Origin of the sequence: Terrisporobacter othiniensis, from assembly GCF_000808015.1 — a bacterium.
In the GTDB taxonomy this organism is placed as follows: domain Bacteria; phylum Bacillota; class Clostridia; order Peptostreptococcales; family Peptostreptococcaceae; genus Terrisporobacter; species Terrisporobacter muris.
This window is the reverse complement of sequence record NZ_JWHR01000013.1, coordinates 33786-46636: the sequence shown is the minus strand read 5'-3', so window position 1 is coordinate 46636 and position 12851 is coordinate 33786. Positions and strand designations below refer to the sequence as shown.

Genomic DNA, 12851 nt, shown 5'->3' with positions numbered 1-12851 from the left:
ATATAAAATAATGAGGGAGTATATCAACCAAGATATACCCCTTTTATTATGCTAAAAATCATTAAAAAATAATAAAGTAGAAGCTATAATAAACTGACCCGTGTAATAAGTAATTAAATTTATTGCAGACAAATATTTTTTAGCATATTTATTAAATAATATAAAACATAAGACTAGATCAGATAATATAAACAATAAAGCACCAATTAAAAGTAAATATGTTCCTATATCAAACCTTAACAAAAATACCAGTTTTATAGACTCAAAAGTCATCAAACAGATGATAAATGAATAAATACTGGCAGGTAAAAGCATATTTTTAAAGTCTATATTTTTATTTGATTTCAATATAGTCATAGCTATAAATGCCAAAGTTAAAGCAACTAGTAAATCAAGTATATTAAAAGACCCTAAATGAGTAAAAGCTAAAATATACATTACATGAGTTATTGAAAAACTAACAAGTCCATACAGAAAAAATTTGTTCAAGGAGCCGTCATGATGATTTACTTTAAGTGCAAGGAACATATCTCCAAATAAAGAAAAAAATAAACCAATTATTAATAATATAAAGTAATAATAATCTCCTGGTGATTTAATATAAGATATTACTGCTGTAAAAATGAATAAAATACTAGTAGTAGTTTTAAAAATAAATGCGTAATTTTTCCTTGGATTATAGGTGAAATAGATTAGTGAAAATAGTGATAGAAAAAATAATATTAAATTTATATAATAAGCTAACATGTTGCTCATTACCCCCTTTAATATTATTATAATATGATTTGCTATTATAAATTATCTTATATTAATAAAAGCTATTTATTAAGTCAGGTAAATATTCTTTTTTTAATTTTAAATAATCATTTTTTGTAAGTTCGAATCTATGAGACATTTGGAGAGTTTTTCTTGGTTTATAGGTTTTTAAATATTCAAATCCTAAGTTACTTAGTGATTTAGGTGTATATTTATTATCTGAATAAGTTATGGCAACCAATTTATCTAAATTCATCAATTCAAAACCAGTGATAAGAGTTGTCACTGTGAGTTCTGTTGCATAATTATTACCCCAATATTTAGGGTTTATACAAATTCCTATTTCACCTTCTTTTGATCTAGTTCTTATATTGTTAATTCCAATATTTCCAATTACTTTTTTATCTGATTTATGGTAGATAACATAGTTACCCACCTTACCTTGCTTATAGTTATTAATAAAAAATAATTGAACGAATCTTTTTGTATCATTAATAGTTTTGTGAGCTTTAAAAGGTAGGTATTGTACTACTTTTTCTTGACTAAGATACTCATAAATATCAGGAACATCTTGTAAAGTTGCTGGTCTAAGTATAAACCTAGGTGTTTCAATAATTTTCATCTGAGGGTATTGAGAGTTATAAATTTTATATCCAAATATATTATCCATAATTTTGACCTCTTAATTTTAGATTTACTTTAATTTATGAATTTGGGTTTAAATATGTTAAATAAATCTAAAGCTTAGGTATTATTTCTATTTATTTCCATAATTATACTGTTTAAATTGACTTTAAAAGTATATAAATTATAATGAAAAGTAATTATGATTTTAAATAAATAAAAAAAAGAATAATAGATAGGGAGGTACAATATGGAAGAGTCAAGAGTTATTGAGATGATAAAGAGAAATCCTTCTATTATAACAACTATAAATAATCCAACGGATGAAATGAAACTATTAGCCCTAGGGAGAAATGGACTTTTATTAAAAAGTATAAAAAATGCTACAAAAGAAATGAAAGAACTTGCTTTAGAGAATAATGTGAGAGCAATTCAATATATAGATGAGCCAAGTGAAGAAATGATGATTAAGGCTGTAAAAGAAGGCTGGAGTATATTAGATTATATAAAAAATCCAACAGACAATGTTATAAGATTAGCAATAGAGAAATCTGGATGGGCAATTCAGTATGTGAAAAACCCAAGTGAGGAATTGCAATTGCTTGCTGTAAGAAAAAATTATGATTCGATTAAATATATACAAAATCCATGTGAAAAAGTGCAAGAAGAATCAGTAAAAATTAGTTATGATGCACTAAGATATATTAAGTCACCAAGTTTTAACACTCAGCTAATAGCTGTGAAAAGTAATGAATCAGCAGTAAGACTTATCCATGATATGAATAAAGAGAAAAGCCTTGAGTTTTTAAAAGTTAATATTTTAGTAATTAAGCATATATCAAGAGATATACAAAAAGAAATAGAATTGGAAGATTTACAATCTATACTAAAAGAAGTTTTATCTAATGAAAATATAGATGAAAAATACGTGAGAGATTTTATAAATTGTAATGTTATAGACAGAAATAGTGATACTTTTGCAATGGACAAAATTTTGTTCATTCATAAATATGGAAGTAAAAAAGCAAAGAAAGTAGCTGTAGACGAAAAGTTAAAGATAATGTAGGAGAGAGACTATGAATTTTATAGACACATTAAAGAGCGTTGAATTAGTATTATCTACTGAAGAAGTTCCTTTAGTAGTAGGAGAAAGTGGAATAGGAAAAACAGCTTTAGCAAAAAAACTTGCTAAAGATAATAATTGGACTTTAGTTACTATTGATGGAAACCTTCTTAAAGAAGGTGAAATTGGAGGACTTCCAACAGTTGAGTCTTATGAAAGTAGGGATGTTAATGGAAACAAAACTGAAAAGAAAACTACTATTTATGCTGTTCATAATAAATTAAGAGAGATAGATGAAGAAATAAATGCAGGAAGAAGTGTGCTTTTATTTATAGATGAAATAAACCGTTGTGAACATACAGTTCAACAAGAGCTTATGAACTTAATTTTAAATAGAGAAATAAATGGATACAAGTTACCGGAGGATGTAAAAATACTAGCAGCTATGAATCCATCAAGCAAATACGGCTCAGACTTTGATTATCAAGTTGTGGATATGGATGCAGCCCAAGAAAATAGATTTGTTTGGCTAAACATGGAGCCAGATTATAATGGATGGATAAAATGGGCGATAAATGCAGGCATAGAAACTAAAGTTATAGAGTTTATCTCCACATTTCCGGAATATTTACACAAGATAAATGATGAAGATGTGAGAGCCACTCCAAGAAGTTATGAAAGAGTTTCGAAGACTTATAAAATGTACAAAGAGCAACAAGATACTATACCAAGATCAGTATTTCTAAATGTTATAAAAGGTAATGTGGGAAAAGTTATTGCAGAGGAATTTGTAAGTTTTGTTGAGTCAAATTACAGTCCATTAATATCTTTTGGTGATGTATTCTCTGGAGAAAATTTAGATGAAAATGTGATTGAAACAATAAAGAATGAAAGTCATACAAGACTTTATATAAGTGCTATGAATATATTAAAAACACTAGAAAATAAAATGAGTGAAGATAAAGATTCAATATTCCTTATAAATAGATTTGTAGAATTTTTAGGTATATATCCAATAGACTTAATGGTTGGAATTATGAAGGATATGAAAATTAGTTATAATGAGGTATATAAAAAAGCTATAGAAAATGAAAATTTTGTAGATGTGTATTTTCAAGCTTATAGTTCAATAAGGAGCTAATTATGGAAACTTATTTTGAAAAAGAGAGAAAGTACCTTTATGAAACAGCTATGGAGGTAGTTAATGCATCAGAAATGCTAAAAGCATATCGTAAAGGTGAAAAGTATGAAGTGAAAATGGAAACAGAATATAATAGAGAATTTTTTGCTCTTGTAGACAAGGTAAATTTAAGTCTAATGGAAGATAAAGATAATTTCTATGGTTATTTTTTATTTCAAATGGAAAAAGTTATAAGATTTGATATAACAAGCGCAACCGCTGTTAATTTTAAAGGTGCAAAATATGTAATTTACTTTAATCCTATTATTTTTTTAGAACTTAATATGAAGCAAATGGAGACTACAATAAAGCATGAAATTCTTCATATAGTATCTCAACATTTAATGAGAGGTAAGGAATTAAAAGATAAATATAGCACTCTAGCAATTAATATGGCAATGGATGTAGTTGTAAATCAATATTTAAAGTATTTACCACCATATTCAATTACACTTGAATATATAAATGTTAAATATAATCTAAAGCTGGAACCTTATAAAACCTTTGAATACTATTTAGAAAAAATTCAAACAGAGTTAGATTTACAAGAAGATGATGATGAGGGTGAAGAAATAGATAGCAATGAAAATGTAGCAGTTGAATTTGATATAGAAAAAACTCATGATTTCTGGGATGAGTCTGATGAAGTTGACGAAAAAACTTTAAAAGAATTTACAGAAAAAATAGCTGATAATTCACAAAAAGGAAGCATTCCTATTTATATAGAAGGAATGATAAAATCTCTTAAAAGTAGCAAAGGTGAACTTCCTTGGAATCTATATTTAAAAAAGTTAATGGGTACTGTTGAAGCAAATAAAAAGAAGACTACAACAAGAAGAAATAGAAGACAACCTAACAGGTTGGATCTTAGAGGAGAGCTTAGAGGACATAAGGCCGAAATCGCTGTAGCTATTGATATAAGTGGAAGTATAAGTGATGAAGAATTTAAACAGGCAATTAAGGAAGTTCTTAGTATTGTGAAAAATCACAATCAAGAAATAACTATAATAGAATGTGATAAAGAGATTAGACGTGCATACAAAGTAAAATCGATCAAAGATGTAAAAGATAGAATTACAACAGGTGGTGGAACGGAATTTACACCAGTTTTTGAATATGCTAATAATAAAAAGTTAAATTTATTGGTGTATTTTACTGATGGAAAAGGTGAAGAAAGACTAAAAGTCCTTCCAAGAGGATATAAAGTCTTATGGGTTATATCTGGTAGAGGAGATAAACTTTCACTACTTCAGCCTTTTGGAGCTGTTAAAAAATTAAGTAAAGTTGAAATAAAAGAAGAGATTATAGATATGAACGATATTAGAAGTGACGGATATTCTATGAATAATCAACAACCAATGTTATAAATATAAAGAACAATTTTTATTAAAAATAATATAAATATATATTTATTATGTAACTTTTTGTAACTTGAACCTATCATAGACTATATGTTAGATTTAAATTATCACTAAATAAGGAGATAAATATATGAAAAAAATAATTACTATATTAATATCTACATTAATGATATTTTCATTAGTTGGATGTAGTTCAAACAAAGTTGAGAGAAATCCAGTTTTATCTGAAGATTTAACAAAAGTACTAGACAAAATTTACGAGACAGCAGATTTAGATGAGGAATTTAGAGCATCTTTAGAACATTACCAAACAGTAGAATTAAATGAAGAAAATATTCAAGGATATTTAGGAGATACGGATGTTAAATTTACTGAAGGAATAAGCTCAGCTCCTATGATGAGTTCAATACCTTATGAATTAGTGTTACTTAAATTAGATGAAAATGCTGATGTGGATGCTGTAAAATCAACTATAAAAGAAAATGCAAATCCAAGAAAATGGGTGTGCGTAGAGGCTGAAGAGGTAATAGTAGAAAGTATAGATAATACAGTGTTATTTTTAATGGCAAATAAAACAGAAGCAACTCCAATAAAAAATGCTTTTATGAGTTTAGCAGAAGCTAAATAGTAAATAATATAAATAATATCAATGGCCTGGAAATATAATTTTCAGGCCATTTTAGATTAAAGGGAATTAGCATTAAATTTTATTTCACAAGTCATAATAAAAATTTTTAGGAGGCAGAAATTGTTATTTTCAAGCATAAGTTTTTTATACTACTTTTTACCAGTAACGATAGTAGTCTACTTTATATCAAAAAATAAATATAAAAATTTAATATTGTTATTAGCTAGTTTGTTTTTCTATTTTTATGGAGAACCAGGATATACTTTATTAATGATAATTTCTGCTTTTAGTGGATATATTCATGGAGTTTTAATAGATAAATATAGAGAGACAAAGTATTCAAAAGTATTTTTAGTAAGCAGCTTAGTTATAAGTTTAGGAATTTTAATTGTGTTTAAGTATGGAAATTTTATAATAAGTAACATTAACTATATATCTTCTACAAATATAAAATTATTAAAGTTAGCACTTCCAATTGGAATCAGTTTTTATACATTCCAAATTTTAAGCTATGTTGTAGATGTGTATAGAAATGAAGCAAAGGTATGTAAAAGTTTTATTGACTTTGCCACCTATGTATGTTTATTTCCTCAACTTATTGCAGGACCAATAGTAAGATATACAACAATACAAGAAGAGTTGAATAATAGGGTTTATTCTTTTGAAAAATTTGCTTATGGTGTAAATAGATTTATTATAGGTCTTAGTAAAAAAGTAATCATAGCAAATAATTTAGGTATGTTAGTAGATGTTATAAACAGTAATACGGGGAAAAATATTTTATCTTACTGGATAGTAGCTATTGTTTTTCCGTTGCAAATTTATTATGATTTTTCAGGTTATAGTGACATGGCAATAGGACTTGGTAGAATGTTTGGTTTTCACTTTTTAGAGAACTTTAACTATCCTTATATTTCAAAAAGTATTACAGAGTTTTGGAGAAGATGGCATATATCATTGTCTAGTTTTTTTAGAGATTATGTGTACATTCCATTAGGAGGAAATAGAGTAAGCAAAAATAGATGGATATTTAATATATTTGCAGTATGGTGCCTTACTGGACTTTGGCATGGAGACAGTTGGAACTTTGTATTATGGGGGCTTTATTTCGCTGTACTACTAGTTATTGAAAAATTGCTTTTAAAAGATATAATAGAGAAGTTACCAAGTTTTTTACAACATATTTATGCTAAATTTTTTATAATAATAAGTTTTGTGATTTTTAATAATGAAAATATAAAAGATATGTTTAGTAGTTTGTATAATATGTTTAACTTCAGAGGATTACCTTTATACAACGAGTTTTCTGCATACTATTTAAAAAGCTATGCAGTGATTTTAGTAATAAGTATAATAGGAGCTACACCTGTATTAAAAAATATAATAGTAAAGGTAAGCAATAGATCAGCTGGAGAAAAATTTATATCCACAATAAATCCTATATTCAATATTATTTTATTAATAATAGTAACTTCTTATTTAATAGACGGTTCTTTTAATCCGTTTTTATATTTTAGATTTTAAGGAGGGATTAATATGAACATTAAATTAAAAAACATAATAATAAGTACAAGTTTTATTTTTATATTAGTTGGATTTATGGTGAGTAATATTTTCTCACAAGATAAAGAAATATCTTACGAAGAGAGACGAAAATTATCACAATTACCGAAATTCACTGTGGAGAAACTTGTAAAAGGTGAGTATTTTAAAGATATGGAAGAATATTTTTTGGATCAATTTCCATTAAGAGATAATTTTAGAAAAATTAAATCTTTTATTAATACTAATATCTTCAAAGAAAAAGATAATAATGATATCTATATAATAGATGAGAGTATTTATAAGATGGAATATCCATTAAGAGAGAAATCTATTTATAATAGTGCAATTTTATACAATAAAATAGCATCTATTTATTTCAAAAACTCAAATATTTACTATACTATAGTACCGGATAAAAATTATTTTGTACCTAAAGATAAAGGATATTTAAGCTTAGATTATGAAAAATTGATAGATATAATGAAGAAAAATACAAAAAATATGAAGTACATTGATATTATCAAAAACTTGAAAATAAATGATTATTATAATACGGATTTACATTGGAAGCAGGAAAAGATACTACCTGTAGCAGAAAATTTACTTACTGATATGAATAATAAAATTCCGGATTATAAATATGAAGAAAAGAAATTTGATTCTTTTTATGGATCTTATTATGGTCAATCTGCAACTAATATTAATCCAGATAAACTTGTTTATTTAAATAATAAAATAATTGAAGAGTGTAAAGTATATGACTTTGAAAAACAAGAATATATAAACGTTTATAATGATGAATACTTTAAAAATGTAGACTCCTATGATGTATATTTAGGAGGAGCTAAACCACTTTTAAGTATAGAAAATCCTAATAATACAAGTGGAAAGGAGCTTTATATATTTAGAGATTCTTTTGGAAGCAGCTTAGCACCATTGCTTATAAGTGAATATTCGAAGATAATTTTAGTAGATTTGAGGTATATAAATTCTACAGAATTTGAAAAATATATCAAGCCAAAGGAAGATAGTGATGTACTATTTATGTATAACACGCTAATTTTAAATAATAGTGATATAATTACTAAATTTTTTAGAAGTTAATTTGCGATATAGAAAAATTAATAATTCTATAAAATGTAGTTACTAAGAATGTAAACTTAGTAGCTACATTTTTTATATTTATAATCATAAAAATGTAAAGTATACTTGACATAGATAAATAATCTGTTATTATTAAAATATGTAAAGTAAGCTTTACGTATTTGGATAAGGAGTATATTATTTATGAACAATAGATTAGAAGAAATTAGGAAACAACGAGAAATAACACAAGAAGAGCTAGCTTCAGCGCTTGAAGTTTCTAGGCAGACTATTAGTTCTTTAGAAAAAGGAAGATATAACCCTTCTATCATTCTTGCTTTTAAAATAGCACGATACTTTAATATGCAAATTGAACAAATATTTATATATGAAGAGGAGCAATAATGAAAATTACACAAGTATGTTTATCGTAGCTTTAATAATTACTGCTAAGTTTACTCTCACTATAATTTATTCATTTTACTATAGTAATAAAATCTAAACGATAAATTTAAATGAAAAGTTTTATTATTAAGGGGGAAAAATAATGAAAAAGAATTGGAAAGATTATTGTTTTGTCATAATAGGGATACTGCTACTTGGTACTAGTTTATTTTGTATAAAAATTATATCTGATCCACAGGGAATCATGCAAACACTACCATATATTTGTGTGGGGGTGGGATGTGGAGTTTTTGGTCATGGAATAGGTAATATTGTAGGTGAAAAAGCTATAGCAAATAGCTCTGAGATTAAAAAACAATTAGATATTAATAAAAATGATGAGAGAAATATTGCAATTACTAATGGAGCAAAAGCTAAGGCGTATGACATGATGATTTACGTATTTGGAGCATTAATGATATCTTTTGCTCTTATGGAAGTGGATATGGTTGTTATACTGTTACTGGTATTTGCTTATTTATTTGTAGTTGCTTATGGTATTTATTACAGATATAAATACGATAAAAAAATGTAGATTAAAAAAGACTAAGTCCTGTAAAATAAGCTATTATAAAAACTTATTTTGCAGGACTACACTTATTTTATTTTAAAAATAAAAAGATTTAAAAAAAATGTTTAAAAGAGAAAAAAGCAAGGTATCTATATATTATATAAAATGTGTATACAAAATACACATTAAGAATGGAGGATTAAAATTATGTTAAGTCAAAAGACAATAGATATCGTAAAGAGTACAGTACCATCATTAAAGGAGCATGGATTAGAAATAACAACAACTTTCTATAAAACAATGTTCGAAAACAATCCAGAAGTAAAAGAAATGTTTAATATGGATAATCAAAAATCAGGATCACAACCAAAAGCTTTAGCTATGACAATTTTAGCAGCGGCTCAAAACATTGATAATTTAGAAGTTTTATTACCAGCAGTGAAAAAAATAGGACAAGTTCATGTTAATACAAATGTAAAGCCAGAACATTATCCAATAGTGGGGCAAAACTTATTAATAGCAATAAAAGAAGTTTTAGGAGATGCTGCAACTGATGAAGTTTTAAGTGCATGGGGTGAAGCTTATGGAGTTATAGCGCAAGTATTTATTGATGTAGAAAAGGATATATACGCAGGAAAATAAGTTTCAATTATAAATTAGATATAAAAAGGATGGATAGCCAATAGGTAATCCATCCTTTTAAAGTATATCCTCTAAAGTATATTCACTTAACTTAAGTTTAAAAGAATTAAGAGCATCATCTATAATTGGCTTTAATTTGCAAGAATCATTTATAGGGCAAGTATTACTCTCAAGAGAAAAACATTCAAGGATATTTAAGTTATCCTCAGTTATTTCAAGAAGTTTTCCTAAATTTATATCTTTAGGGTTCATACCTAATTTTATGCCGCCGTTTCTTCCCTTTGATGATGATATATAATTGTTTTTAGATAATTTATATACGATTTTCTTTATATGATGAGTTGATAAATCTAAAATAGATGATAGCTCATCAACAGTAGAAAGATTATCAGGATGATTACCTAAATACATTAATATTCGAAAGCTATAGTCTGTAAATTTTGATAAATACATTATAATCTCCTTTAATAAGATAGTTTTATATATGTATTATTATATAAATTTCCTATTATTAAATACAAGATAAATAATAAATTTTAATATTCATTGAGAATAAGGACAAATAAGATATTTAAGGTTTAGATTAATAGTAATTTATCAATAATAAATTAGTTAGAGAAGTATTTTTAAATTACAAATTAGAATTCTAATGAAAAATAAAAACTATATGTAAATAAGGAATAAGGAATTTCATGCAAAATTTAGTATTTAATATTGATGAGAGAAATGAAAAGGAGATTCGATTAAATTAAAAGTCCTGGCTGTTTATACTGGCCAAGGATTATTAGAATCAAAAGGTTTATCATTAGAAGTAATAGTATCAGAAGTACAATTACAAGGTCATCCAGAAGATATACCAGAAAGTATAAAAATAGATGTGTCTGAATTAAGTTATGGGGATACTATATCATCACAGGATTTATCGATTCCGATAACTTTAAAATCAGACATAGATGAAAATGCAGTAGTCGCTAGAGTAGTTTTATTATCATCTAGTGATAGTGAAGAAAAATCATATGAAGATCAAACATCTACTAACTAATAATTCATATTACATATATAAATAAGATCAAAATTATTATAAATATCCCACCATGATTATCATAATGGTGGGATTTAGTTTATGGATTTATCACAAACACTTATTATAAAAGTATAAAAAAAATTAAAAAATTGTTTAAAGTGAAAAATACGTGGTATTAATATATCATAATTAAAAATTAAATTTAAACAGTATACAATAATTAGATTATATAAAAATTATGGAGGAATATAAAAATGAAAAAATTTGTTTGTACAGTATGTGGATATATATATGAAGGGGAGGCTGCTCCAGAAGTATGTCCAGTTTGTAAAGTAGGAGCTGAAAAGTTCGAAGAAATGAAAGGTGAAATGAAATGGGCTGATGAGCACAGAATAGGTTCAGCTCAAGGAGTAGATGAAGAAGTTTTAGAAGGATTAAGAGCTAATTTCGTTGGAGAATGTACAGAAGTAGGAATGTACTTAGCTATGTCAAGACAAGCTGATAGAGAGGGATTCCCAGAAGTTGCAGAAGCTTACAAAAGAATAGCTTTCGAAGAAGCAGAACATGCTGCTAAATTCGCTGAATTATTAGGAGAAGTTGTAGTTGCTGATACTAAAGCTAACTTAGAAGCAAGAGTTGAAGCTGAATACGGAGCTACTGAAGGAAAATTAAAAATAGCTAAAAGAGCTAAAGAATTAGGATTAGATGCTATACATGATACAGTTCATGAAATGTGTAAAGATGAAGCTAGACATGGTAAAGCATTCTTAGGATTATTAGAAAGACACTTTGGAAAACAAGCCTAATTAACATAAAAATAATAATTAAAAAAACTGTATTATACCTTTTATTAGGTATGATACAGTTTTTTATATATAAGGAGATTATATTGCTTTTAAATCTGTGAAAAAATTATGAAAATAAGTAATGACAACAAATATTGAGATGTAAAAAATTTAGTTTTGAGAAAGGTCGTCGCCTAAAATTTTATAGCGCACACACAGTGGCTTAAAGTGGTAACGAGAGCATCTCATTGGCGATATGATCAAAGTAAATTTTTTATTTTAAGAATTTTTGCAACTAATAATTAAAAATTTACCTCTTACAAAGATAAATAAACCACTTACTCTAATTTCGTTTACAAAGAAAGTCTAATGACTATAATTGATAATGTGGATAACTATATTTCATTATCAGAGATATTATTCTTTGAAACGGAAGATGCTAATATTAGTTCTCATACTTGTGACAATATTTATCAAGTTAATTACAATCTTTATGAATTAGAAGAGATTTTATCAAATAATCTTATGAGGATTTCGAAACCCACTGTATTAAATATAAATTACATTTAATCCATAACACAAAACTTAACATCATCAAGTATCGTTGAATTCCCAAATACACATAAACAAGTGTATGTTTCAAGACACTATTATGAACCACTAAAATTTAAGTTATTAGAAAAGATTAGATAAAATGAAAAAAGAAAGAATTTTCTGGGGTGTCTTACTTGTATTAGGAATTATTACCTTAATAGTTAACAAGCTTGGTTATTTTACTCATATAAATGTATTTAGTATATTATTAACAGTATTTCTTTTAGGAATTATGGTAAAAAGCATATTTAAGAGAAGCTTTGCTGACATATAAAACTAGATACTAGCTTCGAGGGGAGTATTAAATATATTAATTCAGAAAAATTTGAACAAGCGGATTTAGACTGTACCTTTGGTTCAATGGAGGTGTATTTTGACAATGAAAAACTTAACAATGGTCGTGGAATAGTTAGAATAGATGTATTATTTTGTGGAGTAGAGTTATATATACCTAAAACTTGGATTGTAGAAAATAGAGCAAACACATCTTTTGTAGGTGTATATGAGAAGAATAGAGATATGGGAAACTCAGATAATATTTTAACTATAGTAGGAAGTGCCAGCTTTGCAGGTGTAGAGATAGTATATATATAAATATAAGCAATAAACTA

17 protein-coding genes are annotated in these 12851 nt (G+C 26.4%); 14 read left to right on the top strand and 3 right to left on the bottom strand.

The window, feature by feature from the left end:
* Positions 1–51: 51 nt before the first annotated feature.
* Both QX51_RS01125 and QX51_RS01120 read right to left on the bottom strand, forming a co-directional pair.
* Positions 52–756, bottom strand: a complete 705-nt coding sequence (locus QX51_RS01125) for a lysoplasmalogenase (RefSeq protein ID WP_079764774.1) — start codon at positions 754–756, stop codon at positions 52–54.
* 52 nt (positions 757–808) lie between these two features.
* Positions 809–1426 carry a GNAT family N-acetyltransferase gene (locus tag QX51_RS01120; protein ID WP_039678062.1) on the bottom strand — a complete coding sequence of 206 codons (618 nt, stop codon included), beginning with the start codon at positions 1424–1426 and terminating at the stop codon, positions 809–811.
* 204 nt (positions 1427–1630) lie between these two features.
* On the opposite strand from QX51_RS01120, the gene QX51_RS01115 reads away from it, so the two are divergent.
* From QX51_RS01115 to QX51_RS01075, 9 genes are all read left to right on the top strand, one after another.
* Complete coding sequence (locus tag QX51_RS01115) at positions 1631–2446, top strand: hypothetical protein (protein WP_039678061.1); 816 nt, start codon at positions 1631–1633, stop codon at positions 2444–2446.
* 10 nt (positions 2447–2456) lie between these two features.
* The gene (locus QX51_RS01110; protein ID WP_039678060.1) at positions 2457–3584 is read left to right on the top strand and encodes an ATP-binding protein; all 1128 of its coding nucleotides are present in this window, start codon (positions 2457–2459) and stop codon (positions 3582–3584) included.
* Positions 3585–3586: 2 nt separating this feature from the next.
* A complete protein-coding gene (locus QX51_RS01105) occupies positions 3587–4990 on the top strand; it encodes a vWA domain-containing protein (RefSeq protein WP_039678059.1) in 1404 nt (467 codons plus the stop codon).
* A 124-nt stretch (positions 4991–5114) separates the two neighbouring features.
* Positions 5115–5612 (top strand): hypothetical protein, encoded by a 498-nt coding sequence (locus QX51_RS01100; RefSeq protein WP_039678058.1) that lies wholly within the window; start codon positions 5115–5117, stop codon positions 5610–5612.
* Positions 5613–5732: 120 nt separating this feature from the next.
* Positions 5733–7136: an MBOAT family O-acyltransferase gene (locus QX51_RS01095; RefSeq protein WP_039678057.1), complete on the top strand. Its 1404-nt coding sequence runs from the start codon at positions 5733–5735 to the stop codon at positions 7134–7136.
* A gap of 12 nt (positions 7137–7148) precedes the next feature.
* Complete coding sequence (locus tag QX51_RS01090) at positions 7149–8261, top strand: DHHW family protein (protein WP_039678056.1); 1113 nt, start codon at positions 7149–7151, stop codon at positions 8259–8261.
* Positions 8262–8444: 183 nt separating this feature from the next.
* Positions 8445–8645 (top strand): helix-turn-helix transcriptional regulator, encoded by a 201-nt coding sequence (locus QX51_RS01085; RefSeq protein WP_039678055.1) that lies wholly within the window; start codon positions 8445–8447, stop codon positions 8643–8645.
* Positions 8646–8787: 142 nt separating this feature from the next.
* Positions 8788–9219 carry a DUF6442 family protein gene (locus tag QX51_RS01080; protein ID WP_039678054.1) on the top strand — a complete coding sequence of 144 codons (432 nt, stop codon included), beginning with the start codon at positions 8788–8790 and terminating at the stop codon, positions 9217–9219.
* Positions 9220–9402: 183 nt separating this feature from the next.
* Complete coding sequence (locus QX51_RS01075; protein WP_039678053.1) at positions 9403–9837, top strand: globin domain-containing protein; 435 nt, start codon at positions 9403–9405, stop codon at positions 9835–9837.
* Between the two features lie 57 nt (positions 9838–9894).
* Here the strand turns inward: QX51_RS01075 and QX51_RS01070 are convergent, their stop codons facing one another.
* Positions 9895–10290 (bottom strand): RrF2 family transcriptional regulator, encoded by a 396-nt coding sequence (locus QX51_RS01070; protein WP_039678052.1) that lies wholly within the window; start codon positions 10288–10290, stop codon positions 9895–9897.
* Positions 10291–10579: 289 nt separating this feature from the next.
* Here QX51_RS01070 and QX51_RS19770 point away from each other — a divergent pair, with 289 nt between their 5' ends.
* From QX51_RS19770 to QX51_RS21010, 5 genes are all read left to right on the top strand, one after another.
* Entirely contained in the window at positions 10580–10879 is a 300-nt protein-coding gene (locus QX51_RS19770) for a hypothetical protein (protein WP_079768092.1), read from the top strand.
* Between the two features lie 236 nt (positions 10880–11115).
* Positions 11116–11667, top strand: a complete 552-nt coding sequence (locus QX51_RS01065) for an NADH peroxidase (protein ID WP_039678051.1) — start codon at positions 11116–11118, stop codon at positions 11665–11667.
* 348 nt (positions 11668–12015) lie between these two features.
* The gene (locus QX51_RS21020; RefSeq protein WP_074078786.1) at positions 12016–12216 is read left to right on the top strand and encodes a LytTR family DNA-binding domain-containing protein; all 201 of its coding nucleotides are present in this window, start codon (positions 12016–12018) and stop codon (positions 12214–12216) included.
* 124 nt (positions 12217–12340) lie between these two features.
* Positions 12341–12514: a hypothetical protein gene (locus QX51_RS21015; RefSeq protein WP_242842664.1), complete on the top strand. Its 174-nt coding sequence runs from the start codon at positions 12341–12343 to the stop codon at positions 12512–12514.
* Positions 12515–12600: 86 nt separating this feature from the next.
* Positions 12601–12834, top strand: a complete 234-nt coding sequence (locus tag QX51_RS21010) for a hypothetical protein (RefSeq protein WP_039678050.1) — start codon at positions 12601–12603, stop codon at positions 12832–12834.
* Positions 12835–12851: the final 17 nt, after the last annotated feature.

Excerpts from the sequence above, each read along its gene's own strand:
- QX51_RS01080 (WP_039678054.1), top strand. The coding sequence starts at position 8,788 with ATGAAAAAGAATTGGAAAGATTATTGTTTTGTCATAATAGGGATACTG.
- QX51_RS21015 (WP_242842664.1), top strand. The coding sequence starts at position 12,341 with ATGAAAAAAGAAAGAATTTTCTGGGGTGTCTTACTTGTATTAGGAATT.
- QX51_RS01105 (WP_039678059.1), top strand. The coding sequence starts at position 3,587 with ATGGAAACTTATTTTGAAAAAGAGAGAAAGTACCTTTATGAAACAGCT.
- QX51_RS01110 (WP_039678060.1), top strand. The coding sequence starts at position 2,457 with ATGAATTTTATAGACACATTAAAGAGCGTTGAATTAGTATTATCTACT.
- QX51_RS01120 (WP_039678062.1), bottom strand. The coding sequence starts at position 1,426 with ATGGATAATATATTTGGATATAAAATTTATAACTCTCAATACCCTCAG.
- QX51_RS01090 (WP_039678056.1), top strand. The coding sequence starts at position 7,149 with ATGAACATTAAATTAAAAAACATAATAATAAGTACAAGTTTTATTTTT.
- QX51_RS01070 (WP_039678052.1), bottom strand. The coding sequence starts at position 10,290 with ATGTATTTATCAAAATTTACAGACTATAGCTTTCGAATATTAATGTAT.
- QX51_RS01075 (WP_039678053.1), top strand. The coding sequence starts at position 9,403 with ATGTTAAGTCAAAAGACAATAGATATCGTAAAGAGTACAGTACCATCA.
- QX51_RS01115 (WP_039678061.1), top strand. The coding sequence starts at position 1,631 with ATGGAAGAGTCAAGAGTTATTGAGATGATAAAGAGAAATCCTTCTATT.
- QX51_RS01065 (WP_039678051.1), top strand. The coding sequence starts at position 11,116 with ATGAAAAAATTTGTTTGTACAGTATGTGGATATATATATGAAGGGGAG.
- QX51_RS01100 (WP_039678058.1), top strand. The coding sequence starts at position 5,115 with ATGAAAAAAATAATTACTATATTAATATCTACATTAATGATATTTTCA.
- QX51_RS21010 (WP_039678050.1), top strand. The coding sequence starts at position 12,601 with ATGGAGGTGTATTTTGACAATGAAAAACTTAACAATGGTCGTGGAATA.
- QX51_RS01125 (WP_079764774.1), bottom strand. The coding sequence starts at position 756 with ATGAGCAACATGTTAGCTTATTATATAAATTTAATATTATTTTTTCTA.
- QX51_RS01085 (WP_039678055.1), top strand. The coding sequence starts at position 8,445 with ATGAACAATAGATTAGAAGAAATTAGGAAACAACGAGAAATAACACAA.
- QX51_RS21020 (WP_074078786.1), top strand. The coding sequence starts at position 12,016 with ATGACTATAATTGATAATGTGGATAACTATATTTCATTATCAGAGATA.